Genomic DNA, 23,872 nt, shown 5'->3' with positions numbered 1-23,872 from the left:
CTTCGCATAAGTAAAGTATATGCAATAGCAAACACTATGCAATAGTAAATTATCTCTTCATACAATGTTCACATTTGCATAATATGCAATTGCAATATATACTGAAGCATAGTGATTGAAAGGAGGTGACCAGATGGAGGCATACCAAGCATTAAGGGAGGCCGCCAAGGCATCCGACATACCGCTGTATAGGATCGGCAGAGAGCTCGGCAAGCCTGATGCGTACGTGAACAGCGCGATCAGCCGCGGAAGCGTCCCCAGGTGCGACACGATGGCCAAAATGGCGAAGGTTTGCGGCTACGACCTCGCACTGCTCCCTGAGGGCGAAGCCCCAGATTCGGCGTTCGTCATAGGAGACGATGTGGCGAAGTAATGGATAATCTCAAGGTAAAAAAGGGTAAAAAGTTACTTGGTATGGTGTATTTGGAAATAGAAGGTCAAAGACCTTCTACCAGTACATGCATGCCGAAAATCGCCTTAGTCAATGGCGTTTGCAGGGGGTATTCGCGTGACTACAGTAATAAAGGGCCAGCCTACTTCGGCTGAAGTCAGGCAGGCGCTAAAAGCGGAGGGCAGGCCGGTCGTCCTTGCGTGCTCTCTAGGCAAGGATTCCCTTGCGGCATGGATCGCACTCGAACGCGACGGCATCGAGGTCGTTCCAGTCTACTTCTGGAGCATTCCGAGGCTTCCGATGGTCGAGGAGAGCATCGCGAAGATAGAGGCGGTTTTTGGCGTCCGGATACACCAGTACCCGCATCCGCGATGGTTCAGGACGCTCAATAACTGCGTGTACCAGTCACCCGATCATTGCGGCATCATCGACGCCGCCGGCCTCGTCGAAATGACGTACGAGGACGAACGTCCTCTTATCTTGGAGGACTTGGGGCTTCCGCCTGACACTTGGGAATGCGACGGCGTACGCGCGTGCGACAACCCGTACAGAAGGGCGTCGCTCACGCGCCACGGTCTCATGAAGAAGACCACGCGCAAAGCTTCCGTCATTGCCGACTGGACCAAGAAGGAATGCATGGACGCTATCGCAGAGCGCGGGATAGGTCTTCCTCCCGACTACGAACTGTTCGGCAGGTCGTTCGACGGCCTGGACATGCGGTTCATGAAACCGCTGCGTGAGAACAGGCCGGAAGACTTCGAGATTGTCAGGAAATGGTATCCGTTCATCAAGGCGGACGAGCTTAGGTGGGAACACTATGGGCTTTAAGTTCGAGAAGCCGGGGAGCAAGGGCGCCAAGGATCAGGTCGTGTTGACCGATCACCAGCGAGAGTATCGCGACCGCGAGAAGCGCGAGGAGGAGCGGTACAAGCTCGCCGTCGATACGGGATTCTGGATCTGCTTCTGCTTCCACGACGACGGCGAGCGTTCGAGGTTCGCGGAAATATCCGGGGCGGACGAAGACGGGTTCTGCTTCGGCGACAGGCTCCGAGATGAGTTCGAGTCGCGCGTAGGCGTGTCAAGGATGCGCCAGTTCAAGCCAAAGGTGCCGAAGGGCGAGAGGTTCCCCGATCCGTTCGCGGGCCTCGTCCAAACGGACGACCTCGAAGCCGACTGCTTCGCCGAGGCCCAGGCGCTTCTCGACGCTTTCGAGGTGAACTCCAGGAGGGATCGATACGAGAACGTGTGGGACAGCGCGTACCACATCGTCGCCATTTTCAGGGACAGCAACGACGTCGAGGAGTTCATCAGGGACTTCGCCCTGGCGAAATACGGAGACCTGTATATGGACGGATCCGCCGTCCTGGCGCGCATAGAAAAGGGGACATCGGCGTAAGCCGACCCGATATAGAATACCGGCCTAAGGACCTCGCAAGAGGTCCTTTTCTTTTCCGAAAGGAGGAAGCATGAACATCCGTCAGCGAGTGTCCGGCGCAGCGCGCCGAGTCGCAGGGGCCGTTCGCAGCGGCATCAACCGTTTGCGCGGCCGTTCGTCCGGCCGCTCCGCCTACTAGGCGGGCACGATCATGAGAGCGAGGCGCTATGGCGCAGAGGCTGCAGAAGAGGGACAAGCCTACGCTTCCCGGCAACACCGATTGGCCTCCCGAGACCGTCGAATGGTTCAACGCGTGGCGCGGCGACCGATGCACGGACAGATGGGACGCTAAGCAGTGGCAGTACATGATGGACACGGCGATAGTCCATGCCCTCGTGTACGGCTCCGCGGACTACGGGTCGCTTCCGGAACTGCACAGGCGCCTCGCATTCATGGGGCTGAGATTCGAGGACGATTGATTGGAGCGAGCATGGTCGAGCGTCGATACCTGGTAAGGAAGGCGATCGAGCACAGGGGCAGGGTTGTCGGACGCGCGTTCTGCGTAGCCCTCGGCATAGACCCGGACGCGGTCAGGCCTGCGAATCGCCCCGCAGGGATTGAGTACGAGGGCGTCATGTGGTGCTTCAGGAACCACGGCAGCCCCATGGACAGGATGTGAACGACGGGAGGCGAGCAGGGTTGGCGAACGAGCAGAACCTCGTGAGGAGCGAGGACCTAACGCCGAGCCAGCGCCGAGCGAACGCGAGCAAGGCAGGGAAGGCATCGGCCGCTAAGAGGAAAGAAAGGCGTCAGATGCAGGAGATAGCCCGCATCGTGCTCGACATGCCCTGCGAGAGGGGCGACGTCGACGAGATATGCGGCATCGCCTTCGAGGACTTCCCCGACGCGAACCTCACCGTAGGCCAGGCCGCGGTGCTCGCTGTCGCGAAGAAGGCAAAGAAGGGCGACGTGGCCGCGCTCACGTTCCTGCGCGACACCGCCGGGGAGAAGCCCGTCGAGAAGGTCGAGGTCTCGGAGGACGTGTCGGCAGCGGCGGCGGACATCAAGAGGATGGTCGCGGCGGCGAAGGCGAAAGACGATGGCCGGCGATAAACAGGCCCTCGTCGACCTGGTGTACCGATGCCCGCGCGACATCGCCGTCGCCATCGGATACGACAAGCTGACCGACCTGCACAACCGCTGGATACGCGACATGGTGTTCGGCGAGGGCGACCACACGCTCCAGGCCCATCGCGGCTCCTACAAGACGACGTGCCTGTCGATCGCGTTCGCGTTCATCATGGTGCTGTTCCCGTCCGAGCGCGTCATATTCATGCGCAAGACCGACGCCGACGTGGCCGAGGTGCTCACCGCCACGGCTTCGATCCTGAGGTCTGGGTACTTCAGGGCGATGGTGAAGGAGCTGTACGGGGTCGACCTCGACCTTCCGAAGGCGACGTACTCCGAGGTGTCGACGAACCTGCGGCAGGGCGTCTCCGGCGCGGCGCAGCTCGTCGGCCTGGGATGCGGCGGCTCCCTCACGGGCAAGCACGCCGACCGCGTGTTCACCGACGACATCATCAACGTCAAGGACAGGGTGTCGGGAGCGGAGCGCGAGCGCATCAAGCTCATCTACCAGGAGCTGCAGAACATCAGGAACCGAGGGGGCCGCATCTACAACACGGGCACGCCGTGGCACAAGGACGACGCCTTCTCGCTGATGCCCGACATCGAGCGGTGGGACTGCTACAGCACGGGGCTCATATCGCGCGAGGAGCTCGCGGGCATCGAGGCGAGCATGAGCGTGTCGCTGTTCGCGGCGAACTACAAGCTCAAGCACATCGCCGACGAGGAGGCCATGTTCTCCGAGCCGCGCTACTTCTCCGACCCGTCCGACCTGGCCGAGGGCATCGCCCACGTCGACGCGGCGTACGGAGGGGCCGACGGCACCGCCTTCACGTGCCTGTCCATGAAGGATGGCGAGTGGAGGGCCTACATCAGGCTGTGGCGAGGACGCCACGTGGACGACTGCCTGCCCGAGATACTGCGGACGTGCAAGGCCCTGCGCGTCGGCTCGGTATGGGTGGAGACGAACGCCGACAAGGGGTACCTGCGCAAGAAGATCCTGGCGAGCGGCCATCCGTGCGTCGGATACTCCGAGAACACGAACAAGTTCATCAAGATTTCGACGCACCTCAAGGCCGAATGGCCGCGCCTGCGTCTGCTCGACTGCGACGAGTACCCGCTCGACGCGGACGCGGCGAACGAGGTGCTGGACTACAACGAGAACGCCGCGCACGACGACATGCCCGACTCCATGGCCTCGGCCTTGAGGGCCTACGCGTCGCGGCCCGGCTTCAAGCTTTTCAAAGAGGGATTGTGATGCACGAGTTCCACAGCTTCTACTACGACCAGGCGAAGGCCGAGCCCGTCACCGACGAGTTCCGCATCCCCTCGGGGACGGCCCTCGACGCGACGCTCCTGCGCCGCCTGATCGACGAGCACAGGGAGTCCCACCTTCCGAGGCTCGAACGCCTCGCCGCCGCCTACGAGACGCGCTACGGCATCTTCGGACGCGCGGCGAAGCCCGACTACAAGCCCGACAACCGCCTCGCCGCCGACATGGCCTACGACATCACCGAGACGTTCGAGGGCTACTTCATCGGCGTCCCCATCGAGGTGAGGCACGCCGACCCCGCCAAGGACGCCTACCTCAAGGCGTACGCGAGGCGAAACCACCAGGACGACGCCGACGCCGACCTCTCCAAGATGGCGGCGAAGTTCGGCGAGGCCTACGAGATGCTGTACCAGGACGACGAGGGAAGGCCGCGCAGCGTCGCGCTCCCGCCGCTGTCGGCGTTCATGGTCTACGACGACTCGGTGCTCAAGCGCAAGGTGGCCTTCGTCCGCTACGCCTACGACGAGGAGGGCCGCGTCGTAGGCAGCTGGTCGGACGCCGCGAACGTCTACGACTTCGCCGACGGAGGCGACGGCATCGAGGTCACGGGGACGGCCCCGCACTACTTCGGAGACGTGCCGGCCGTGTGCTTCGAGCAGAACACCGAGCGGCGCGGCCTGTACGAGGGCGTTCTCAACCTGATCGAGGCGTACAACAACGCGCTCTCGGAGAAGGCCAACGACGTGGACTACTTCTCCGACGCCTACATGATCATCGAGGGCACGGAGCTGCCCGACGACTTCAAGAAGGACCTGCGCGAGTACAAGCTCATAAACCTGTACAACAACGACGGCTCGGCCGTTAAGGCGTACTTCATGGCCAAGCCCGACGCCGACGCGACGCAGGAGAACCTCATCAACCGCCTCGAGATGCTGATATTCAAGATGGCGATGGTGCCCGACATCACGGACGAGTCGTTCTCCACCGCGTCGGGCACGGCGCTCAAGATGCGCATGATGCCCATGAGCAACCTCGCGCGGAACAAGGAGCGCAAGTTCGTGCGCGGCGTGCAGGAGCGCCTGAGGCTGCTGGCGAACTACCCCGACAAGCCGTTCGAGGGCTCCGACTGGGAAGACGCCGAGGTCACGATGCGCCGCAACATGCCCGAGGACATCGCCGCCGAGGCGAGCGTGGCGGGGAGCCTGTCGGGCATCGTCTCCGAGGAGACGCAGCTGGCGCTCCTGTCGTGCGTGGACGACCCCGCCGCCGAGATGGAGCGCAAGAAGAGAGACAAGGAGAGGGCCGTCGGATCCGACGCCGACGCGTACCCGAAGGAGAGAATCGGCGCGGCCGAGAAGGAGGACGAGCGATGATCGCAGCATACGAGCCGAAGGACGAGGGCAAGAGGCTCAACGTGAGGACGGAGCCGGCGTATTCCGCGCCCGTCGCGCGCCTGATGGAGCCCGGCTCCGAGCAGTGCTTCGAGGTGGTCGGCGGCTGGTGCCGCCTTGCCGACGGCTGGGCGGACGCGACCTTCCTGACCGTCAGGGACGGCGAGCCCAACGCCGAAGGAACGGCGAGCGGCGAGGAGAAACCCGCCGACGAGCAGGAACCCGCCGAAGCGCCCGAAGACGGCGGCGACGCCCTGCGCCGCATGACCGTCAAGGAGCTCCGCGCCCTCGCCGAGGAGAGCGGCATCGACGTGCCGAAGGGCGCGACGAAGGAGGAGATCGTGCATGCCGTCCTCGCCGGCTAGCGGCTACTGGTCGCGCAGGCAGAGGGCGCTTCTCGAGCAGCTGGAGCGCGACGAGGCGCGGCTGAACGCCCGTCTCGCCGAGGTCTACGAGAGGGAGGCGGCGCGTCTGGAGCGCGACATAGCGGCCTATTACGCCGAATACGGCGAGGGCGCGGTGATCGAGTACAGGACGCTGCTGCAATCGCTCTCCGACGCCGACAGGCGGCTGCTCATGGAGCGCATGGACGACTTCGCGGCGAAGCACCCGCAGTGGGCGCACCTCCTCCCCGTGCGCGAGACGGTCTACATGCTCGACCGCCTGGAGGCCATGCAGACGGCCATCAGGATACAGCAGCTAGAGGTCGGCGCGATCGAGCAGCAGGAGCTGGATGCGCACTTCAGGGAGCAGGCGCGAAGGGCCGCGAACCTCGCCGTCGAGGCGTTGGGATTCGGCTCCGACTTCTACGCGATCAACGCGCCGGTCGTGTCCGACACGGTGGGCGCGGCGTGGGCCAAGGGGGAGAGCTACAGCGAGCGCATCTGGGCGAACCGCGAGAAGCTGGCCGCGTACCTGAACGACGACTTCGCCAAGGCCGTGGCGAGGGGTGACGGATTCAAGAGGATAGCCGCCGACCTGTGCGAGCGTTTCGTCGGCGTGTCCGTTCGCGACGCCCGCCGCCTGGCGTTCACCGAGGGGACGTTCCTGCTCAACGAGGCGCAGCGCAAGGTGTTCGCCGCCGACTTCGACGAGTGCCGCATCGTCTGCGCCGATTCGAGGGCGTGCCCCGTGTGCAAGGCCCTGGAGGACAAGCAGGAGAGCGACCCGATAAGGCTCGACGAGGCGGTGCCGGGCGTGAACTTCCCGCCCCTGCATCCCTGGTGCAGGTGCAGCCACGTCCCGGCCGTCGCCGACTGGGACGAGTGGATAGACGGATACGTGGCGCGGCACGGCGGCGACGCCGTGACCCCGCCCATCGCGAAAGCTGCGAAAGGAGGGGGCCTGTGAGGAGGCTCGTATACCTGGGCGACAAGAACTGCCCGCCGTGCAGGCGGTACAAGCGCGAGGTGATGGACCCGCTCTCGGAGAAGTACCCCGGCTGCGTCGAGGTGCATCCCGAATGGGACGCGCGTTTCGCCAAGGCCGACGCGCTGATCCCCGTGAGGCAGGTGCCGACGATCATCGTCGAGAAGGACGGGAGCGAGGAGTTCCGCTTCTCCGCGATGCTCGAAGCGGCCCAGCTCGAATCGATCATCACCCACGAGGGCGACGTGCTCACCGCCGAGGCGGCTGGGGCGTAGTCGAAGCATGCGGGCGTGGCGCAACGGATAGCGCAGCGGCCTCCTAAGCCGCGCGTCCGGGTTCGAGTCCCGGCGCCCGCGCCATAGTTGAAACCAGGCATCCGACGGGGTGCCTTTTTTCATGCGTCCGAGCGTTGAAGACGTTAAAAGCCACGGAACGGGCAGGCGTGGAACCCGCTAAAAGCTACGGAGCGTGCAGGCATGGGACACGCGAAAAACCTATGGATACGGAGGATGCGATGCAAGACCAGCAGACCGATGCCGCGGAGCAGCAGCAGGGCGAAGGCCAGCAGCATGGCGAGAGCCAGGAGCAGCAGGCCGGGCAGCAGGGCGAAGCGAGGAAGTACACCGACGCCGACGTGGACGAGATCGTGAAGAAGCGCCTCGCCCGCGACAGGGCCAAGATCGAGCGCGACGTGCGCAAGCAGGTCGAGGACGAGGCGGCGGCGAAGAAGACTGAGGCGCAGAAGCTCGAGGACATGACCGAGCTGCAGAGGGCGAAGTACGAGGCCGAGAAGCTCAAGGCCGAGAAGGAGGCCCTGGAGGCCGAGCGCGACCTCGCCCAGCAGACGGCCATCGCGCGACGAGAGCTCGAGGCGGCCGACATCGTGCTCGGCGACGACCTGCTCTCGATGTTCGTCAGCTCCGACGCTGACGCGACGGGCGCGGCAATCTCCCGAATCAAGGAGATTTGGCCCAAGGCGGTCAACGAGGCCGTGCAGAAGCAGCTCCGACGCGAGCCCCCGAAAGCCGATCAGGGCAAGGGCGGCGCGTCGTTCGGCGCGGAGTTCGCGGAGAAATACAGCAAGAGCATGAACGGAGGGAAATAGATGGCCTTCAACAAGACCGAGAAGTACGGCTCGAGCGAGAACGTCCTCGAGTCCGAAGTCGGCCTCGTGGTGAAGACGAGGCAGGCGACCCAGGAAATCGCCGATTCGGGCACCAAGGTGCTCAAGGCAGGAACGCTGTTCAAGGACGACACCTACGCCAAGCAGAGCGACACGGTGAGCAAGCACCCGAACACCGAGGGCTGGTTCGAGATCGTCGACGGCGAGTTCGTCAAGAGCGCCGACAAGGACCCCGTGCCGGGCAAGGACTATTACAAGCAGACCAAGGCGGCGGCTCCCGTCGGCGTGGTCCTTGAGGACTACGACATGAAGGACTACGGCGCGTACCCCGTGGCCGTCGTCGTTCAGGGCCGCGTGAAGGCCTCCAAGGTGTCCGCCGAAGCCGCCAAGGCGAAGGACACGCTCGCCAAGCAGGGCCTCTACCTGGTGTAAGAAAGGACGGATATGAAGACTCTCTCCAACCTCGTGACCGAGCGCGAGCTGCTCGACTTCTCGCAGCATTTCGCGGTCGCCCGAAACTACATGGGCAGCGCGCTGTTCCCCGACCGCAAGACCCAGTACATCGAGCAGGAATACACGCGCTTCGTCGCGAACGGCAACCTCCCCGCCGTGGCCAAGGTCCACGCGTGGGACACCGAGGCCGCTATCGGCTCCCGCATCCCGTTCGAGAAGGTCAGCGTCGAGGAGCTGCTGATCAAGGAGAAGATCAACCTCTCCGAGAACATGGCGCGAATGACGCGCGGCATGCAGATGCAGGACGACTACCTGCGCCGCTACATCTTCGACGACGTGGCCCGCATGGCCGAGCGCGTCGTGACCCGCGCGGAGCTGGCCAAGATGCAGGCCCTCGCGACCGGCAAGCTGACCGTGCGCGAGAACGGCCTGGACTTCGAGGTCGACTACGGCGTGCCCGCCGAGAACGTCGTGAAGAGCGACTGGAGCAAGCCCGAGGCCGACATCCTCGGCGACGTGCGCAAGTGGCGACTGGCCCTCGTGGCCAACGGCAGCGCCCCCACCGTCGCCATCACCACGGAGGCCGTGATGCTGTCCATCATGACCAACAAGGCCGTGCAGAAGGCCATCTTCGGCACGGCGGGCGAGGGAACCCTGCCGACCGTCGACCAGGTGAACGCCCTGTTCGCATCGCAGTTCGGCGTGACCCTGCAGACCAACGAGCAGCGATACGGGATGCTGGCGTCCACGAAGGACGGCACCGCCATCGAGCAGCGCCGTTTCTTCCCCGAGGGCGCGTTCGTCATGACCTCCCTCGGCATGGACGGCGCGGTCGGCGCGGGCCTGTGGGGCGTGACCCCCGAGGAGGCCGAGCAGGGCGGCGCGTTCGACGAGAAGCGACAGCAGCAGTTCGTCACCGTCACCACCTGGGACACTCCCGACCCCGTCGCGACCTGGACCAAGGCGAGCGCCGTGTTCGTCCCCGTCATGCCGAACCCCTACGGCCACCTCATCGCGACCGTATCCGCCGCGGCCGAGGGCTAGGAATGGACGCGTCGGCCCTCGTCGGGAGGGTAAGGGTCAGGTACCTCGACGGCGAGCACGTCCCCGAGGACCCCGTGATCGAGGAGATGCTCGCGACCGTCCTCGACAGGCTGGCGCTCAAGGTCGGGACGAGCGACCTCCCTTCCGAGGCGGGGTCGATCGCCGTCGACGCGGCCGTCAAGGCCCTGAGGCTGCGAGGCTTCGAGGGCAGCACGTCGGAATCGGCGGCAGACGGCGGCTCGATGTCGAGCTCGTTCGTCGACGACGTGCTGGCCGCGTATTCGGACGACATAGCGCAGATGAAGAAGGCGGCGAGCCGCCCCGGAATCAAGTTCTTCAGGTGATCGGCGTGAAGTGGTACAAGGCCGCGACGTACCGTCGCGTCGAGGTCGGCAAGGACGCGACGCGCAATCCCGTCACGCGGCTGGAACCTACGGGCGAGAGCGTCCTCGTGAGGGCCGCGCCGTGGGCGCCGAAGGACGGCGGCGGCGACGGCAACCGCTACGACGAGGCGCGGCGCACGTTCGTCACCCCAGCCGCCCCGGAGCTGCTCGAAGGGGTCGCGGCCGTCGGGGTCGGCGGCTCGGTGTACGAGGTCGTGCGATTCACGCGCGGCGGCTCCATGGCCGCGCTCACGGTGGGGAGGTGCATGAGGGATGGGGCTTGAGGTTCACGGCGTGGCCGAGCTGTCTGCCGCCCTGCGCCGCCTGTCCTCCGTGCGCTTCGACGCCGTGTGCGAGAAGAACATCGCGCAGGTGTACGAGCGCGGCAAGTCGGAGGGCGGCACCCCCGTGGATACGGGCGACCTGAAGAAGTCGCTGGCCATGGTCCCAGCCGGCGAGGATTCCGAGGCGGGCTACTCGATGGAGTACGCGCCGCACGTCGAGTACGGCCACCGCACGAGGGGCGGCGGATACGTGCAGGGGCAGAGGTTCCTGGACGCCAACGTGAGGAAACAGCGCCGCATCTTCAAGAAAGACCTGGTCGCGCAGATTGAGAGGTTCGGATGATGCTCGAACGGCTGGACATAGGCGAGTTCCTAGGCCTGCTCATCGACCACGTGACGGAGCGCACGGGGATCAGGTGCTACGACTTCCCCGACAACGTGCCGTCCCCGCTCTACAGCGTCGAGCTCGACGCCGTGGAGCCGGAAAACACTAAAACCATGTTCATCGACGCGGTAAGCGTGAAGATCCACTGCGTATCGCGCGAGACGGAGCCGTATTCGAGCGCCCCCGTCCTCGCCATGGTCAAGGCGCTGCAGGAGGCCATGACGGAGGACTTGGTCCTTCCCGCGCCGTTCCTGCTCTACGGCCAGGAGTGCGAGGGCGTGAGGGCGCTCAAGCGCGACGAATCGGGCGAGGGCCACGCCGTCCTCGCCTACAGGTTCCTCGTGTGCTACGGATACCGCTGCAAGTGAGAAAGGACAAGAAATGCCCGAACAGACCACCGGCGACCTCAAGGTAGGTTGCAACTTCGACGCCACCACCGCCAAGGCGGTGCACGGCAAGAGCATCATCCTCGCCCTGTTCGCGAAGGACGGCAAGACGCTGCTCGCCGTGGCGGGCCAGCAGGGCCTCTCGTGGAGCATCGAGGCCGAGAACAGCGAGACGCAGACCAAGGACGGCACGGGCGACTGGGCCGTCCGATACGCTGGCGTCAAGTCCTGGTCCGCGTCCACCGACGGCCTCTGGGTCCCCGATGACGAGGGCCGCAAGGCGATCGTGACCGCCCTCAAGGAAGGCACGCCGCTTTGCGTCGGCATCTACGAGCGCACCGCGATCGAGAACGGCATGAAGTACGTGCCCATCCGCAAGGGCCTCGCCCTGGTATCCAGCGACGAGCTCGAGGCGCCCAGCGACGACAACGCCACCGTGTCCGTCGAGTTCGAGGGCACGGGCGAGTGCTGGTGCCGCGAGACCGCGCAGCCTTCCGACGTCGAGAAGGCGACCATCAGCATCACGAACACCCTCGCCCTCATGGAAGGCTAAAGGGAACAGACGTTCGCGCTAGACCACACGCAAGAAAGGACCGACAGTGGAAGACATCAGCACCCAGTTCGAGGCAAACGGCAAGACCTACGAGGTGAAGTACTCCTTCAAGCGCATTGAGATGTACGAGGCGAGCCATCGCCCCGTAATGGCGAGCTTCGCGCAGAACGGCGGCAGCTTCGGCCTCGCCGAGCTGCGCGACCTCGTGGCCTACGGCCTCATGGTGGAGGGCGGCGGCTACGTCTCCCCGCAGCAAGGCCGCGCAATGGCCGAGAACCTGATCGACGAGAACGGATACCTCGCGGTGTTCCAGACCGTCGCGGCCGCGCTCGAGCGAGACTGCGGTTTTTTCTTCAAGACGCAGAGCGCATAGAGGCCCTGAGGGAGCTGACCCGCTACGAGTACTTCGTGCCGGGTCGGCTCTCGCCCGAAAGGGCCAAGGCCTCGGCGATGTTCCGGAACGAGGCGGATTACGCCTATTTCGCCGCCCGTCTCGGATGGACCCCCGAACAGTACGGGAGTCTCACGCCCGTCGAGCTCGCGTTCGTCAGGAAGGAGCTCGAGACGCGCACCGTGCGGGAGTCGGAACTGCTCCAGCAGGCCGTCGAGGTCGCGGTCGCGAACGTCATGAGGAAGAAGGGCCGCAAGGCGGCGCAACTGTGGAAGAAGGCGGCGGGGGAGAGGCGCGAGCCGCCCGTCGCGAAGAAGGAGTTCGACGCCCTCAAGGCGGCGTTCGCGGGGATGGGGCGCAGGCCCCGCGCATCACAACCGAATATGAAAACTGAATAGCGAGGTGGCGGGATGGCCGACTACACCCTGAGCGCGAAGGCTACCTTCGACGGCTCCAACTTCAACAAAGGCGTGAAGGGGAGCGCGGCCGCGCTCGAAGGATTCAGGGCCAAGTCGGCGGCGGTCGCGTCTGCCGTCGGCAACATCGCCGCGGGGGCGTTCTCCAAGGCGGCGTCCGCCATCTCGTCGTCGATCGACTCGGCGGTGTCGCGCGTCGACACGTTGAACAACTTCCCCAAGGTCATGGAAGGCCTCGGGTACTCGTTCGACGCGGCGGCCGAGGCCTCGCAGAAGATGAGCGACCGCCTGTCGGGGCTCCCGACCAAGCTCGACGACATGACCTCGGGCGTCCAGCGCCTCGTGCCGTCCGTGAAGGACGTGGGCAGGGCGACCGACATCATGCTCGCGTTCAACGACGCGGTTCTCGCCGGCGCGGCCCCCGTCGAGGTCCAGGGCGCGGCCCTCGAGCAGTTCTCGCAGGGCGTGGCCAAGGGCAAATTCGAGCTCGAGGAATGGCGCTCGATCTGCACGGCGATGCCCGGCCAGATGGACCAGATGGCCAAGTCGATGCTCGGCGCGAGCGCGGGGCAGCAGGACCTTTACGAGGCCCTGAAGAACGGCAACGCGTCGATGCAGGACTTCCTCGACACCCTCGTGCGGCTCGACGCGGAGGGCGGCGAAGGGTTCGCGAGCTTCCAGCAGCAGGCCGAGACGGGCGCGGCCGGCATCGGGACGGCCATGGCCAACGCCAAGAACGCCGTCACGAAGGGCGTGGCCGGAATCATCCAGGCCCTAGGCGCGGAGAACATCGTGGCCGTGATCGACGGCGCGAAGTCCCGAATAACGGAGGCGTTCGGGGCCGTTGCCGACGGCATCGAGACGTTCAAGGCCAGGATGGAGCTCAACGGCGCGTCGCAGGAGCTCGCAGACGCGCTCGCGGGAATCTCCCAGGCGGCTTCTGACGCGGGGGCCGCGATAGGCGGCATCGTCGGCGCGATACTCGGCGTTCCCGCCGGCACGGACCCGGCGATAGCCGCGGCGGACGCGCTCAAGGCCGCGCTCGACGCCGCCAGGCCCGTCATAGACGCGGTGAAGGACGCGATGGCGTGGCTCAAGGACAACGCCGCCAACGCCGCGCCGTTCGTCGCTGCGCTCGCGGCCGGGTTCCTCGCGTTCAGGGTCGTGCAGGGCGTGGCCGGGTTCGTCTCGTCGTTCTCCGACGCCCTCGGAGGGCTCCCCGCCATGGCGGAGCCCGCGACTTCCGCGATGGGCAAGGTCGGAGGCGCGGCTTCCATGAGCGCGACGCAGATCATCGCGCTGGGCGGCGCGGTCGCCCTCGTCGGCGCGGGCGTCCTGCTCGCCGCCGGAGGATTGACGCTGCTCGCGTTCTCCGCGATCCAGCTCGCCGCAGCGGGCCCAGGGGCGGTGTTCGCGATGGTCGGCCTGGTCGCGGCGATAGGGGCGCTCGCATGGGGCGCGTCGGCCGTCGGCCCCGCGCTCACGGCGGGCGCGGTCGGAATCGCCGCGTTCGGCGCGGCCGTGCTCATGGTCGGTGCCGGAATCGGCCTCGCGTGCGCAGGCATGTCCCTCCTGGCGGCTCAGCTCCCCGTCATATCGGAGCACGGAGCGTCTGCGGCGGTCGGGATGGCCGCGCTCGGGGCGGGGCTCCTGGCGTTCGCCCCCGGCGCGCTTCTCGCCGGAGCGGCCGTGGCCGTTCTCGGAGTGGGAATGGCTGCAGCGGCCGTCGGCGTCGCGGCCGTAGCCGTCGCCGTCGTTGCGGCAGCGGCCGCTGTCGCGCTGTTCGGAGCGGCCCTTATGGTGGCGGGCGCGGGATGCGCGGTCGTGTCGGCGTTTCTCCCCGCCATAGCGGCGTCGGGGGCCGCGGCCGGCGCGTCCCTGGCGGTCCTCGCCGCTGGCATGGCCGTCCTCGGCGCGGGGTCGCTCGTCGCCGGAGCGGGAATCGCGGTGCTGGGAGCCGGCCTTGTCGTCGCCGCCGCCGGCATGGTCGTGTTCGGCGCGGCCGTCACCGTCGCGGCCGCGGGAGTTACGCTCCTCGGCGCGGGTATGGCGGTGCTCGCCGCAGCCACGATGATGCTCGCGGCCGGCGTGATGGTCGCCGCGACGGGAATGACCGCGATGGCGTCGGCCCTTCCGACGATCGCCTCGGCCGCTCCTGGCGCGGCAGCGGGCCTTACGGCGTTCGCGGCCGCAGCGGTCGCCGCGCTCGGAGGGCTCACGGCCGGCGCTCCCGCCCTCGCAGCCTACGCCGCCGCGGCCGTCGCCGCAGCCGCCGGCGTCACGGCGTCGGCAGCGGGGACGATGATGCTCGCATCGGGCCTCATGGTCGTCGCCGCCGCGTCCCCCGCGGCCGCGTCCGGGCTCTCGGCCCTCGCTTCGGCGGCGGCATCGGCCGCACCCGTCCTCGCCGCCTCGGCCCCGTCGCTGCTCGCGGCGTCGGCCGCTTCGGCCCAGGCCGCTTCGGGATTCGCGGTAGCCGCCGCCTCCGCCGCCGTCCTCGCGGCATCGTTCGCGTCGGCATCCGTCTCCGCGGCTGCCATGGCGGCGGCGTTCGCGGCCGCGTCAGCGTCCGTCTCCGCCGGGATGGCGGCGGCGACCGCATCCGTCGCGGCGTTCGTCGCGGCCGCTTCTGCGGCGTTCGCGGCCCTCGTGGTCGCCGTGCAGGCGGCAATGGCCGCGTTCACGCGCGAGATGTCACAGCAGTCCGTGCTGGCGATGCAGATGTTCGTCAACGCGATCAAGGCGGGGGCGAATCAAGCCGTCGCCGTCGTGTCGGCCCTTCCTGGCAGGATACGCGGCGCGCTCGGAAACCTCTCGGGCATGCTCGTGCCGTCCGGCCGCGCCCTCATCGGAGGGTTCGCGGCCGGCATCAGGTCTGGCTTCTCGCAGGCCATCGCGGCGGCGCAGTCGGGCATGGCGCAGCTCCGCGCCTACTTCCCGTTCTCGCCCGCAAAGAAGGGCCCGTTCTCGGGACGCGGCTACACCACGTACTCCGGTGCCGCCCTCATTGGCGGATTCGCCGAGGGCATGGAGAGCAACGCCGGCGCCCCGCTAGAGGCGATGGACAGAATCGGCAAGGCCGTCAGCGAGAGCGCCTGGGAGCACGGATACCACGCCGCGGTCGACTACAGCGACGGCCTCGCGTCGGGCTTCCAGGAATCGGCTCCCGCCGTCGAGCAGGCGGCGGAAGACGCCGACGCCGAGTTCCAGAAGTACGTCGACGACATGATCGCGGGATACCGCGAGAGGTCGCATGAGGCGAAGAAGGTATCGACGGAGCTCGCCGAGGCCCTTTGGGGGCCGTTCGCGCAGTCCGTCGTGGCCATCGAGAAGACGCGCCCCGAGCTCGGAGGCGTGTATGACTCCATGAAGAAGCTCGAGGCTGCGGGATACACGCTCGACGAGTACGCCGACAGGCTCGGAAAGGTCTCGAGCGGCGCGGAGGAGGCCGACGACGAGTTCTCCGCGCTCAGGGACAGCATCGGCTCCACGGTCGCCGAGATGCGCGAGTGGAACTCGATGTACAAGCTCAAGGACGACCTCGTGAACGACATGTCCGCGGCCGAGAGCTGGAGCGGCTCGCTCTCCAAGCTGTTCGCCAAGACGGGCGTGAAGTACAGCAAGGCGTTCGTCGACCGCATCGTGGAGGGCGGCGAGGACTACCGCGAGGCGGTCGCGCAGATGGCCGACATGAGCGAGCAGGAAGTCCAGAAGATGGTCGACTGCTTCGACGACCTCGCCAGGGCCGAGCGCGAGCAGGAGATCAACCAGCGGTCGCTCTACGTCAATTCGCTCAAGTACCTCGACACCACCAAGCCGCAGGACTGGCTGCTCGACTTCCGCGAGACGTGCCTCGACGTCAAGGAGGCCGTCTATTCGGACGCCGGGCTTTCCAAGGCGTTCGAGATGGCGGGCTACTCGATCGAGCAGTGCGCGAGCGACATTCGCGGCATGAACGTGACCATGGACGACTTCGTGTCGGGCGTGCAGGGGTTCGTTGCCGACGTGTCGAACGGCTTCGACCAGATGACCAAGCACGGCAAGACCTCCCTCGACGAGTGGGAGAGGAACATGCGCCTGAACATGGCCGAATCCAAGGCGTATTCCGAGAACCTGCAGAGCGTCTTCGCGAAGATCCCCGAGAGCATCGACAGCGAGGCCTTCAGGAAGGCCGTATACGAGGGCGGCTTCGACAAATGGGGGCAGGTCATGGCCGACATGGCCGGGAAGTCTGCCGACCAGATAGCCGACTACGTGAAGCTGTTCAACGAGTCCATGTTCGAGGGGCAGCAGTCGGCGCTCGAGCAGTTCCAGGCGCTATCGCCCGGCGACAAGGTTGTCAACTCGCTCGTCGAGGGCATCAAGGCGGGCAAGGACCAGATAGCCGAATCCATGGGACAGGCGCTAGACGAGGGCGTGATGCTTCTCGCCGAGAACTCCGAAGCACTTGCGGAGCCGATGGGCCAGGCCATATCGCAGGCCATCGCGAGCGGGACGGTCGCCGAGAGCGCGGCCGTAGCCGTCTCGACCCTCGCCGCCAAGATGGGCGAGGGCTTCGCCGCGAACGCCGGGCCGGTCAATGCCGGAGTGTCGGCCGCGATGGAGAGCGGCCTGGACGCGGCCGGCTCGTTCGAGGCCGCGTTCTTCGACGTCGGAGCCATGGCGTCGAACGGAATCGCCGCCGGCATCAGCAGCCGTATCGACGCCATAGCGTCGGCCGCTGCGTCGGTCGTGAGGGCCGCCATCGCGGCGGCGCAGGCCGAAGCGGCCATCGCGTCTCCCTCGAAGGTCATGCGCGACGAGGTCGGCGCGATGCTCCCGGCCGGCATGGCCGTCGGCATCGAGCGCGACGGCAAGTACGCGGTCGCGGCCATGGAGGGCGTTGCCGAGGGCGTCGTGGGAGCGGCCGAAGGCACCGCCCTAGGCTTCGCCCCGGCGGGCGGCTACGGGTTCAGGCTCGGGGCGCAGGTCGCCGGCGGGTACGGAAAGGACGCCGGCTACAGGCACTACGACGGCGACGTGTACAACATCACCGTGCGCGACGACCGCGACATCGACGCGCTGCAGCGCGCGATGAACAGGAACAACGACAAGAAGATGAGGGCGGAGGGCCTGGCATGAGTTCGATGATCTACGACGGGCACGACTTCTCGGACGACCTCATGATCGAGGGCATACGCCGCCCGGTCATGGCCGACGTGGACGTGAGAGCCGACGACAGGTCGGGCGACGGCTCGCGCATATCGTCCGTGAGGCTCGAGGCCCTCACCATCGACGTCGACGTGAGAATCTACAGGCCGTTCGAGGAAATGGGCACGCGCGAGGGGTTCGAGAGGGCGCGGAGGATGCTGCAAAGGCGGCTGTTCCGCCGATCGCCCTGCAAGCTCGTGCTCCCCGACGCGCCCGACCTGTACAACATGGCCGTCCTAGACGGCTCCACCGACCTCGAGCGCATCGCGTGGAGCGCGACGGGCACGCTCTCGTTCTTCTGCGCCGACCCCGTGACCTACGGGGCGCTCAGGGAGAGGAAGGGCAAGGCCGGCGCTCCCATGCTCGTCAACGTGGGCGGCACGCTCCCGGCCAGGCCCGTTATCAGGGCGCAGGCGAACGGCTCCGGTCTGTCCGTCGAATCGGACGGCGCGACCATGCGCCTGATCGGCGGCGGCAGCGGCGAGGCGGTCATAGACTGCGCGGCGCACTCCTGCTCCGTGGGCGATAGGCCAGCGATGCTCGACGCGCTCGACGACTACGCCGAATGGGAGCCCGGCGTGCACGAGGTCAGGTGCGCCGTCCCGTTCTCCGTCGAATGGAGGGAGCTTTGGCTGTGAGGTTCATGGTCTTCGACCGATGGGGCGGCTACCAGCACGACCTCGCGGACGCGTCCGCGGCCGTGCACAGACAGCAGGTCAACAGCACCGACGAGCTTGACGTGTCCGCGAACGTGCCGCTCTCCAAGGGCGACCGCATCCTGTGGAACGACGGCGAATGGCACGAGCACGTGGTCAACGAGCTCGACCAGGAGCACTCCGACGGCCAGACGATGGCCTACGTCTGCGAATCGTCGCTGCAATGGCTCAGGTACAGGAAGATACGCCTTTTCTCGATGAAGAACGTGACCGCCGCCGAGGCCCTGTCGCACGTCCTCGAGGGGACGGTGTGGGGCGTCGGCGAGGTGGACGATTTCGGGCGGCGCGACCTCGTGCTCGAGCAGACCGACGTGTACAAGGCGATTCTGGAGATAGCCGGCACCTGGGGATGCGAGATACGCGCCGACGTCGGCGTGACGCACACGGGCGTGAACATGCGCTCGGTGAGCCTGGTGAAGCGCGTCGGCGCATCGCGCGGCGTGCGCTTCGAGTATGGACGCGACATCGAGGGCATCGAGAAGACCATCCTATCGGACGACGTCATAACGGCCTGCTACGGGTACGGGTGCAGCCTCGACGGCGAGACGGACGGCGTGAAGAACCGCCTGTGGGTGTACGTCGAGGGCACGGAAGAGCAGAAGAACAGATGGGGCCAGTCCGACGGCAAGGGCGGCAGGGTCCACTCCGAGGGGTCTTTCGAGGACTCGCAGATCAAGGACAAGGCGGAGCTTGAGAAAAAGACGCGCGAATACCTCGCGACGCACTCCGCGCCGTCGGTGTCGTACAAGGTCAAGGGAGTGCCGGCGATGCAGATGCGCGGCGTGAGGCTCGGCGATTCCGTTCAGGTGGTCGACCGCGAGTTCGTCCCCGAGCTGAGGATAGAGGCGCGCGTCGGCGAGCTGCGGCGCGACCTGCTTACGGGCGAGACGAAGGAGTGCTCCTTCGGAACCGTCGCGTCGGTGCTTCCGGACGTGCTGACGAGGATCTACCGCCAGGTGTCCGCCGTGGCGCCGGCCGTCGGAGCCGCCGAGAGCGCGGCTAGCCTCGCTGCCGCCGCCGACGAGAAGGCGACAAACGCCGACAAGAAGGCGAGCGACATCGGGAAGATGCTCACGGACGGCCAGCTGTCGATAGGCGGCTCCGTCTTGAAGGTCGAGAAGGGAAAGATATTCCTGGACGACAGGGAACTTGCATTGAAGGGGGTGTAGCGGTGCTTTTCGTCGATTTCGACAAATCGCTCCCGGAGGCCGGGCCGATCGCGGCCAGGGTCGGAGAGGCGGGACGCGTCGTATCCGCGACGGTTCTGGACATGGGCGAGCCCGTGGACCTCACGGGCTCCTCCGCCCGTTTCGTCGCGCCGTACGGCGAATCGGCCGTAGAGTCGCCGTGCTCGGTCGAGGGGTGCGTGGCGTCGTGGCCGATGCCCTGTTTCTCCGAGCCGGGGCGTTTCTTCGGATACGTCGAGGTATCGAAGGGCGAGACGGTTGCGACGACGCACGACATAGCGGTCGCGGTCAGCGAGGGGGCGGCATGAACGCGGTGAATCTGTATCTCGACCTGTCTAAGGAACCCTGCGAGACGCAGGCCGTATACATCCGCCAAGGCGAGCGCAACGCGACCACGCTGCACGTCGATATGTACGACAACGGCGAGCCGGTGGACCTGTCCGGGTACCGCGTCATGTTCGAGATGCGGCACCCGCGCGGCGCGCTCTTGTCCGACGAGGTGAAGGGCGCGGCGGGGACGTCGCTCGATTACGTGCTGCCCGAAGCCGCCGCCACGGAGACCGGCGTGGCCGGCGTGGCGTACTTCGCGCTGAAAGACAAGGCCGGCGCGGAGGCGACGAGCGCGACGCTCTACGCGACCACGCAGGCGTTCGCGGTCGTGATTCTGCCGAACGCCCAAGGGGACAAGAACGCGGTCGCCGAGGCCTACAGCAGCGAAATCGAAGCGATGCTGAAATGGTGCCGCGACGAGTTCGCCAAGGCCGAGGCCGACCGCACGGCGAAGAACGACGCCGCCGTGGCAAAGGCCGAAGCCGCCGCGAAGAACGCCAACGATGCGGCCGACCTGGTGCACCAGGCCTTGCAAGGCGAGTTGGGCGCGATATTCGACGGCTACCTGGACGGCAAGAAGGATAAGCCGGGCGGCTTCGTCAGCCACGACAAGTACGATGCGGCCTGGATGAGCGATGCCGAATTTATCGCGTACGTGACGGGAGGTGGCGCGTAATGGCGGGCGAGAACAAGCGGCCGTCGGCCGCGTCAAACGTCAAGGCGCTGGTGACGCAGCCGGCCGGCCTGAAGTTCATGCGCAAGAACATGGGCCTGGGAGACACCCTGGGCGCGTTGCCCGTCGCCAACGGCGGCACGGGCTGCACGGACGCGGATGGAATCAAGAGACTGGTATTGCAGTATCCGACCGATGCGGAGCTGTTGGAATACCTTGGATTGAAATAAGGAGGGCGTATGTTGACCGGAAACGAGCCTGTCAGCGCGGGGAACCTGAAGGCCGCGCTCGGCGGCATGGGCCGCGTGCTGTCCATCACGTCGGGCAGCGCGGCGGGAAGCCAGAAAGGAGACGTCACGATGACCGGCGCCGCAACGATATCGAACCTCGGGGGGGGGTCTGACTTCGCCGCGTCTCAAAACGCGTTGGCATGCAGCGTCGAGGGCGATTACTCGATAACGGCGACGGCGTGCCTCGGCCTGCTTGGTAATTCTGACGGCAACGCGAGGGCGGACGCGACGATGCGCATCACCCGCGGCTCCGTCGTTGCGGAGATTCCCATCGCGTCGATTTTCGCGAGCAAGGCGGAGGGCAGCACGCCGAACAAGACGAAGACGGCCTCTGTCGGATACAGGGCGCATCTCAAAATAGGCGACAAGATAGAGTTCGTCTATTTCTACAAGACGTCTTCGGGATCCGGCTCTTACTACTCCGAGGTCGAGTTGAGGGCCGGGTACTGCATAGAGAGAACGAAATAGAGGGCCGCGCGCCCTCGGGAAGGGGGCGCATATGCTCACGGGAAACGAGCCGGTTTCGGCCGGGAATCTGAGGGCGATAGTCGGGGCGCATGCCCGGAAGACCGGCATGCTGAAGGCGGGGGAGGCGTCGGCGAGGATCGCGGAAAGCTCGGGCATGAGCGCCGAGGCGGCCGTGGGAATCGCGGGCAAGTTCCCGTCGGTCGGGTTCTCGCTGAAAGGCGGCGCGATAGTGCCGGACGTGCCCGGCGTATACGCCGTGTCCGTCGAAATGTCGGGAAGCGCCAACAGGGTCGAAGGCCAATCGAGCGATATCGCGTGGTTCGGCGGGCTTTCGGTCGGCGGCGCGAAAATCGACTTCGGCAATACGTCCAAAGAAAGCTCATCGTTTTTCGCGAGCTTTGCGGGGAACGTGCCGATCGACGAAAGCGGCCTGAAGATCCTGGTGTGCGGGAAATCGACCGCGTATTACGAAGTCAACTTCGGCCACGAAATAAAACTGAACAACCTCAAGGTGTCAATCGTCGAAATCTAAGGAGGTCAACATGCCAGAAAAAGCCACGGGGGGGGGCGCTTCATCGCGTCCGCCCAGAACATCAAGGCGATGCTGGAGGACGGCGACGTGCTGCGCATGATTAGGCGGCGCATGGGCCTCGGCGACACGCTCGGCGCGCTGCCGCCGGAGTGCGGGGGCACGGGGGCGACGTCGGCCGCGCAGGGCGTCGGCCAGCGAATCGAGCGCGAGGTGTGGCCGAAAGGCATATCCGACAGGGCAGTCAGGGCCGTGCTTCCGGGCGTCAAGGTCATCGAGCAACTGGCGTTCGACGGCTGCGCGACGCTGCGCGAAGTGGATATGCCCGACGTGGAGACGATCGGTTCAAGCGCGTTTTCCAACTGCAAGGCCCTAGCGAAGGCGCCCATACCTTCGACCGCCACGGTGGAATCGCACGCGTTCAACTACTGCGAATCTCTTGCGGCCATCGAAATCGAGCCGGGCGCGACGTTCAAAAGCTACTGTTTCGCGAACTGCACCGCCGTCCGCTTCGCGTCGTTCCCCGGCGGCTGCACGTTCAAGGGGTCGGACATCTTCAACGGATGCCCCGACCTGCGCGAGGTGTCGTTCGGAGGACCCGGCGGCGTCACGCATTTCGCGCACCAGACGAACGACGGCGTGCTCGGAAAGAACATCCAGAACGGCGGGAAGCTGGTCGTGCGCTTCGCGGGCGACGTCAAATGCAACAGCGGCGTCGTCGTCGGCATCGGGCGCGCGAACGTGTCCATGGCCTTCGACCTGACGGGCTGCTCGTCGTGGTCGGGCGGAGGCTCGATCGCGAAGACGTACATGACCGATTCGGCGGGGACGCTGTACATGTGGGTGCCGTCCACGCTGGCGAGAACCGGCACGGCTCCGCTGGTGTCCACGTCCATGAGCAGGGCGAACACGTCTGCGAAAGTGTTCTGCGAGGCCGCGAAGAAGCCCGACGGATGGAATGCCGACATCGCCGACGGCCCCATGACGGAAATCACCTGGGGCGCGACATACGAGCAGTTCAAGCAGGCCGCTGGAATCTAAGGAGGAAAACATGCTGCTGAACGGAACCAACCTGATCAGCTACGCCGAGCGCGCGGACGAATGCGAGTTCGTGCTTTCGGGCACGACGCTTGACGCCGCGCTCGACCTCGCCAAGTCCCCGCTGGTGGTGACCGCCGGGGGCAAGGAAGTGGTGCGCTTCGAGGGCTACGCCGCCGCGAGCGTGTCCCTGCAGGGCGAGCACGTGAAGCTTCGCTGCGTGCGCAAGCTGGACGAGTCCACCGCCGACGCCATCCGGGCGCTCGAAGTCAACGTGTCCACGGCGGCGGCGTGCGCGGCGGACGCGAAGAAGGCGGCGAAGGACGCGCAGGACGCCGCCGACAGCGCGAACGAATCGGCCACGACCGCCACGCTCGCCCTGGCAGACCTCGGCGAGACGGCCGGCACGGTGGCGAACGCCGCCGCCGAGCTGGGCGTCATGACGGCGACCGGCATGGAGTCGGTCGCGGAACTTGGAGCCACCGTGGCGGCGCTGCAGGAGCGCGTGGCCGCGTTGGAAGCGAAATAGTCGAACAAGGAGGAAGCGAAATGGCAAAGCTTTACTACACGCTCGTTAAGGCCGGCACGTGGAAAATCGAGCAGGTGCCGAGCTTGTGGAAGTCGGAAGTCGAACGCATGCTCGCGGCCGACCAGGCGGCGTAAATGGAGCCGGGCAGCGAGTTCTGGGCCTCGGTCGGCCAGTCCGTGGCCCACTCGTCCGGCGAATGGGTGGTCGGCGTGGCGGGCATCGTGGCGCTGGCGTTCGTGGTCGGCAAGTACGTGCTGCCGGTGTGGCGGGACGCGAAGCGCGCGGCTTCGGAGATCGACAAGCGCAGGCTGGAGCTGGACGTCAAATCGCAGGCCGACGAGGATGCGCAGGCGCGCGACCGCATCAGGCTCACCGAAAGGCAGCTGGAGATACAGGCGGGCCAGACGCGCGCCATCGAGGCGCTGACGGCTCAGACCACGGCCTTGAACGCCGCGCTGGACACGAGCCGGGCCAATTCGGCGCACATGGGCCAGCGCGTGAGCGCGATCGACGAGCGCACCACGCGCATCGAGGCGGGCGTGGCCGAGATCATCGACATAGCCAAGGCCCGAGAGTAGGCA

At 66.2% G+C, this 23,872-nt stretch carries 32 protein-coding genes and 1 tRNA gene; all 33 read left to right on the top strand.

What is annotated here, in order from left to right:
• Positions 1-133: 133 nt before the first annotated feature.
• The 33 genes from DMP07_RS04395 (at position 134) to DMP07_RS04235 (ending at position 23,869) form a co-directional block, all read left to right on the top strand.
• On the top strand, positions 134-373 hold the full coding sequence (locus DMP07_RS04395; RefSeq protein ID WP_123197922.1) for a hypothetical protein: 240 nt from the start codon (positions 134-136) through the stop codon (positions 371-373).
• Between the two features lie 135 nt (positions 374-508).
• On the top strand, positions 509-1,219 hold the full coding sequence (locus DMP07_RS04390) for a phosphoadenosine phosphosulfate reductase (protein ID WP_148039642.1): 711 nt from the start codon (positions 509-511) through the stop codon (positions 1,217-1,219).
• A complete protein-coding gene (locus DMP07_RS04385) occupies positions 1,209-1,787 on the top strand; it encodes a hypothetical protein (RefSeq protein ID WP_123197920.1) in 579 nt (192 codons plus the stop codon). Before DMP07_RS04390 ends, DMP07_RS04385 begins: the two co-directional genes overlap by 11 nt.
• Positions 1,788-1,993: 206 nt before the next feature.
• A complete protein-coding gene (locus DMP07_RS04380) occupies positions 1,994-2,245 on the top strand; it encodes a hypothetical protein (protein ID WP_123197919.1) in 252 nt (83 codons plus the stop codon).
• Positions 2,246-2,465: 220 nt separating this feature from the next.
• Positions 2,466-2,879, top strand: coding sequence for a hypothetical protein (locus DMP07_RS04370; RefSeq protein ID WP_148039641.1), 414 nt, complete (start codon positions 2,466-2,468; stop codon positions 2,877-2,879).
• The gene (locus tag DMP07_RS04365) at positions 2,866-4,149 is read left to right on the top strand and encodes a hypothetical protein (RefSeq protein WP_123197916.1); all 1,284 of its coding nucleotides are present in this window, start codon (positions 2,866-2,868) and stop codon (positions 4,147-4,149) included. The genes DMP07_RS04370 and DMP07_RS04365 overlap by 14 nt, the downstream gene beginning before the upstream one ends.
• On the top strand, positions 4,149-5,537 hold the full coding sequence (locus DMP07_RS04360; RefSeq protein ID WP_244594868.1) for a phage portal protein: 1,389 nt from the start codon (positions 4,149-4,151) through the stop codon (positions 5,535-5,537). Before DMP07_RS04365 ends, DMP07_RS04360 begins: the two co-directional genes overlap by 1 nt.
• A complete protein-coding gene (locus DMP07_RS04355; RefSeq protein WP_123197914.1) occupies positions 5,534-5,920 on the top strand; it encodes a Rho termination factor N-terminal domain-containing protein in 387 nt (128 codons plus the stop codon). Before DMP07_RS04360 ends, DMP07_RS04355 begins: the two co-directional genes overlap by 4 nt.
• Entirely contained in the window at positions 5,901-6,905 is a 1,005-nt protein-coding gene (locus DMP07_RS04350) for a minor capsid protein (RefSeq protein WP_123197913.1), read from the top strand. Before DMP07_RS04355 ends, DMP07_RS04350 begins: the two co-directional genes overlap by 20 nt.
• Positions 6,902-7,198, top strand: a complete 297-nt coding sequence (locus tag DMP07_RS04345) for a YbbN family protein (protein WP_123197912.1) — start codon at positions 6,902-6,904, stop codon at positions 7,196-7,198. The genes DMP07_RS04350 and DMP07_RS04345 overlap by 4 nt, the downstream gene beginning before the upstream one ends.
• 9 nt (positions 7,199-7,207) lie before the next feature.
• Positions 7,208-7,282: transfer RNA gene (locus tag DMP07_RS04340), tRNA-Arg, on the top strand.
• Between the two features lie 155 nt (positions 7,283-7,437).
• The gene (locus tag DMP07_RS04335; RefSeq protein WP_161957019.1) at positions 7,438-8,028 is read left to right on the top strand and encodes a DUF4355 domain-containing protein; all 591 of its coding nucleotides are present in this window, start codon (positions 7,438-7,440) and stop codon (positions 8,026-8,028) included.
• Positions 8,029-8,478 (top strand): hypothetical protein, encoded by a 450-nt coding sequence (locus DMP07_RS04330; RefSeq protein WP_123197910.1) that lies wholly within the window; start codon positions 8,029-8,031, stop codon positions 8,476-8,478. It begins immediately after the preceding gene.
• Between the two features lie 12 nt (positions 8,479-8,490).
• Positions 8,491-9,543, top strand: a complete 1,053-nt coding sequence (locus tag DMP07_RS04325) for a major capsid protein (protein WP_123197909.1) — start codon at positions 8,491-8,493, stop codon at positions 9,541-9,543.
• Positions 9,544-9,545: 2 nt separating this feature from the next.
• Positions 9,546-9,887, top strand: coding sequence for a hypothetical protein (locus DMP07_RS04320; RefSeq protein ID WP_123197908.1), 342 nt, complete (start codon positions 9,546-9,548; stop codon positions 9,885-9,887).
• A complete protein-coding gene (locus tag DMP07_RS04315; RefSeq protein WP_123197907.1) occupies positions 9,884-10,210 on the top strand; it encodes a hypothetical protein in 327 nt (108 codons plus the stop codon). Before DMP07_RS04320 ends, DMP07_RS04315 begins: the two co-directional genes overlap by 4 nt.
• Positions 10,200-10,553, top strand: coding sequence for an HK97 gp10 family phage protein (locus DMP07_RS04310; protein WP_123197906.1), 354 nt, complete (start codon positions 10,200-10,202; stop codon positions 10,551-10,553). Before DMP07_RS04315 ends, DMP07_RS04310 begins: the two co-directional genes overlap by 11 nt.
• Positions 10,550-10,963 carry a DUF5072 family protein gene (locus DMP07_RS04305; protein ID WP_123197905.1) on the top strand — a complete coding sequence of 138 codons (414 nt, stop codon included), beginning with the start codon at positions 10,550-10,552 and terminating at the stop codon, positions 10,961-10,963. The genes DMP07_RS04310 and DMP07_RS04305 overlap by 4 nt, the downstream gene beginning before the upstream one ends.
• 13 nt (positions 10,964-10,976) lie before the next feature.
• Positions 10,977-11,534 carry a phage major tail protein, TP901-1 family gene (locus DMP07_RS04300; RefSeq protein ID WP_123197904.1) on the top strand — a complete coding sequence of 186 codons (558 nt, stop codon included), beginning with the start codon at positions 10,977-10,979 and terminating at the stop codon, positions 11,532-11,534.
• 46 nt (positions 11,535-11,580) lie between these two features.
• Positions 11,581-11,907 (top strand): hypothetical protein, encoded by a 327-nt coding sequence (locus DMP07_RS04295; RefSeq protein WP_123197903.1) that lies wholly within the window; start codon positions 11,581-11,583, stop codon positions 11,905-11,907.
• A 77-nt stretch (positions 11,908-11,984) separates the two neighbouring features.
• Entirely contained in the window at positions 11,985-12,323 is a 339-nt protein-coding gene (locus DMP07_RS04290; RefSeq protein ID WP_123197902.1) for a hypothetical protein, read from the top strand.
• Between the two features lie 12 nt (positions 12,324-12,335).
• Positions 12,336-17,462, top strand: a complete 5,127-nt coding sequence (locus tag DMP07_RS04285; RefSeq protein ID WP_123197901.1) for a tape measure protein — start codon at positions 12,336-12,338, stop codon at positions 17,460-17,462.
• The gene (locus tag DMP07_RS04280) at positions 17,459-18,169 is read left to right on the top strand and encodes a distal tail protein Dit (protein ID WP_123197900.1); all 711 of its coding nucleotides are present in this window, start codon (positions 17,459-17,461) and stop codon (positions 18,167-18,169) included. Before DMP07_RS04285 ends, DMP07_RS04280 begins: the two co-directional genes overlap by 4 nt.
• A complete protein-coding gene (locus DMP07_RS04275; protein ID WP_244594867.1) occupies positions 18,166-19,416 on the top strand; it encodes a phage tail spike protein in 1,251 nt (416 codons plus the stop codon). The genes DMP07_RS04280 and DMP07_RS04275 overlap by 4 nt, the downstream gene beginning before the upstream one ends.
• 2 nt (positions 19,417-19,418) lie before the next feature.
• Complete coding sequence (locus DMP07_RS04270) at positions 19,419-19,742, top strand: hypothetical protein (protein WP_123197898.1); 324 nt, start codon at positions 19,419-19,421, stop codon at positions 19,740-19,742.
• Positions 19,739-20,440 (top strand): BppU family phage baseplate upper protein, encoded by a 702-nt coding sequence (locus tag DMP07_RS04265; RefSeq protein ID WP_123197897.1) that lies wholly within the window; start codon positions 19,739-19,741, stop codon positions 20,438-20,440. Before DMP07_RS04270 ends, DMP07_RS04265 begins: the two co-directional genes overlap by 4 nt.
• Positions 20,440-20,667 (top strand): hypothetical protein, encoded by a 228-nt coding sequence (locus tag DMP07_RS04260; RefSeq protein ID WP_123197896.1) that lies wholly within the window; start codon positions 20,440-20,442, stop codon positions 20,665-20,667. Before DMP07_RS04265 ends, DMP07_RS04260 begins: the two co-directional genes overlap by 1 nt.
• Before the next feature lie 9 nt (positions 20,668-20,676).
• Entirely contained in the window at positions 20,677-21,195 is a 519-nt protein-coding gene (locus tag DMP07_RS04255) for a hypothetical protein (protein ID WP_123197895.1), read from the top strand.
• Positions 21,196-21,301: 106 nt separating this feature from the next.
• On the top strand, positions 21,302-21,727 hold the full coding sequence (locus DMP07_RS04250) for a hypothetical protein (protein WP_148039639.1): 426 nt from the start codon (positions 21,302-21,304) through the stop codon (positions 21,725-21,727).
• Between the two features lie 69 nt (positions 21,728-21,796).
• A complete protein-coding gene (locus DMP07_RS04245) occupies positions 21,797-22,765 on the top strand; it encodes a leucine-rich repeat domain-containing protein (RefSeq protein ID WP_123197893.1) in 969 nt (322 codons plus the stop codon).
• Positions 22,766-22,775: 10 nt separating this feature from the next.
• Entirely contained in the window at positions 22,776-23,291 is a 516-nt protein-coding gene (locus DMP07_RS04240) for a hypothetical protein (protein WP_123197892.1), read from the top strand.
• A gap of 20 nt (positions 23,292-23,311) precedes the next feature.
• Positions 23,312-23,425, top strand: a complete 114-nt coding sequence (locus tag DMP07_RS09045; protein WP_280176185.1) for a CD1375 family protein — start codon at positions 23,312-23,314, stop codon at positions 23,423-23,425.
• Complete coding sequence (locus tag DMP07_RS04235) at positions 23,426-23,869, top strand: hypothetical protein (protein ID WP_123197891.1); 444 nt, start codon at positions 23,426-23,428, stop codon at positions 23,867-23,869.
• Positions 23,870-23,872 lie beyond the last annotated feature (3 nt).

The organism is Slackia faecicanis, from assembly GCF_003725295.1.
In the GTDB taxonomy this organism is placed as follows: Bacteria; Actinomycetota; Coriobacteriia; order Coriobacteriales; family Eggerthellaceae; genus Slackia; species Slackia faecicanis.
Note: the sequence above shows the minus strand (reverse complement) of the source record. Positions and strands in the feature narration are given on the sequence as shown.

What these genes read in the sequence shown, in the direction of transcription:
- DMP07_RS04395 (WP_123197922.1), top strand. Translation starts at nt 134, where the DNA reads ATGGAGGCATACCAAGCATTAAGGGAGGCCGCCAAGGCATCCGACATA.
- DMP07_RS04385 (WP_123197920.1), top strand. Translation starts at nt 1,209, where the DNA reads ATGGGCTTTAAGTTCGAGAAGCCGGGGAGCAAGGGCGCCAAGGATCAG.
- DMP07_RS04380 (WP_123197919.1), top strand. Translation starts at nt 1,994, where the DNA reads ATGGCGCAGAGGCTGCAGAAGAGGGACAAGCCTACGCTTCCCGGCAAC.
- DMP07_RS04365 (WP_123197916.1), top strand. Translation starts at nt 2,866, where the DNA reads ATGGCCGGCGATAAACAGGCCCTCGTCGACCTGGTGTACCGATGCCCG.
- DMP07_RS04360 (WP_244594868.1), top strand. Translation starts at nt 4,149, where the DNA reads ATGCACGAGTTCCACAGCTTCTACTACGACCAGGCGAAGGCCGAGCCC.
- DMP07_RS04355 (WP_123197914.1), top strand. Translation starts at nt 5,534, where the DNA reads ATGATCGCAGCATACGAGCCGAAGGACGAGGGCAAGAGGCTCAACGTG.
- DMP07_RS04350 (WP_123197913.1), top strand. Translation starts at nt 5,901, where the DNA reads ATGCCGTCCTCGCCGGCTAGCGGCTACTGGTCGCGCAGGCAGAGGGCG.
- DMP07_RS04335 (WP_161957019.1), top strand. Translation starts at nt 7,438, where the DNA reads ATGCAAGACCAGCAGACCGATGCCGCGGAGCAGCAGCAGGGCGAAGGC.
- DMP07_RS04330 (WP_123197910.1), top strand. Translation starts at nt 8,029, where the DNA reads ATGGCCTTCAACAAGACCGAGAAGTACGGCTCGAGCGAGAACGTCCTC.
- DMP07_RS04325 (WP_123197909.1), top strand. Translation starts at nt 8,491, where the DNA reads ATGAAGACTCTCTCCAACCTCGTGACCGAGCGCGAGCTGCTCGACTTC.
- DMP07_RS04320 (WP_123197908.1), top strand. Translation starts at nt 9,546, where the DNA reads ATGGACGCGTCGGCCCTCGTCGGGAGGGTAAGGGTCAGGTACCTCGAC.
- DMP07_RS04310 (WP_123197906.1), top strand. Translation starts at nt 10,200, where the DNA reads ATGGGGCTTGAGGTTCACGGCGTGGCCGAGCTGTCTGCCGCCCTGCGC.
- DMP07_RS04305 (WP_123197905.1), top strand. Translation starts at nt 10,550, where the DNA reads ATGATGCTCGAACGGCTGGACATAGGCGAGTTCCTAGGCCTGCTCATC.
- DMP07_RS04300 (WP_123197904.1), top strand. Translation starts at nt 10,977, where the DNA reads ATGCCCGAACAGACCACCGGCGACCTCAAGGTAGGTTGCAACTTCGAC.
- DMP07_RS04290 (WP_123197902.1), top strand. Translation starts at nt 11,985, where the DNA reads ATGTTCCGGAACGAGGCGGATTACGCCTATTTCGCCGCCCGTCTCGGA.
- DMP07_RS04285 (WP_123197901.1), top strand. Translation starts at nt 12,336, where the DNA reads ATGGCCGACTACACCCTGAGCGCGAAGGCTACCTTCGACGGCTCCAAC.
- DMP07_RS04280 (WP_123197900.1), top strand. Translation starts at nt 17,459, where the DNA reads ATGAGTTCGATGATCTACGACGGGCACGACTTCTCGGACGACCTCATG.
- DMP07_RS04265 (WP_123197897.1), top strand. Translation starts at nt 19,739, where the DNA reads ATGAACGCGGTGAATCTGTATCTCGACCTGTCTAAGGAACCCTGCGAG.
- DMP07_RS04260 (WP_123197896.1), top strand. Translation starts at nt 20,440, where the DNA reads ATGGCGGGCGAGAACAAGCGGCCGTCGGCCGCGTCAAACGTCAAGGCG.
- DMP07_RS04255 (WP_123197895.1), top strand. Translation starts at nt 20,677, where the DNA reads ATGTTGACCGGAAACGAGCCTGTCAGCGCGGGGAACCTGAAGGCCGCG.
- DMP07_RS04250 (WP_148039639.1), top strand. Translation starts at nt 21,302, where the DNA reads ATGCTGAAGGCGGGGGAGGCGTCGGCGAGGATCGCGGAAAGCTCGGGC.
- DMP07_RS04245 (WP_123197893.1), top strand. Translation starts at nt 21,797, where the DNA reads ATGCTGGAGGACGGCGACGTGCTGCGCATGATTAGGCGGCGCATGGGC.
- DMP07_RS04240 (WP_123197892.1), top strand. Translation starts at nt 22,776, where the DNA reads ATGCTGCTGAACGGAACCAACCTGATCAGCTACGCCGAGCGCGCGGAC.
- DMP07_RS09045 (WP_280176185.1), top strand. Translation starts at nt 23,312, where the DNA reads ATGGCAAAGCTTTACTACACGCTCGTTAAGGCCGGCACGTGGAAAATC.
- DMP07_RS04235 (WP_123197891.1), top strand. Translation starts at nt 23,426, where the DNA reads ATGGAGCCGGGCAGCGAGTTCTGGGCCTCGGTCGGCCAGTCCGTGGCC.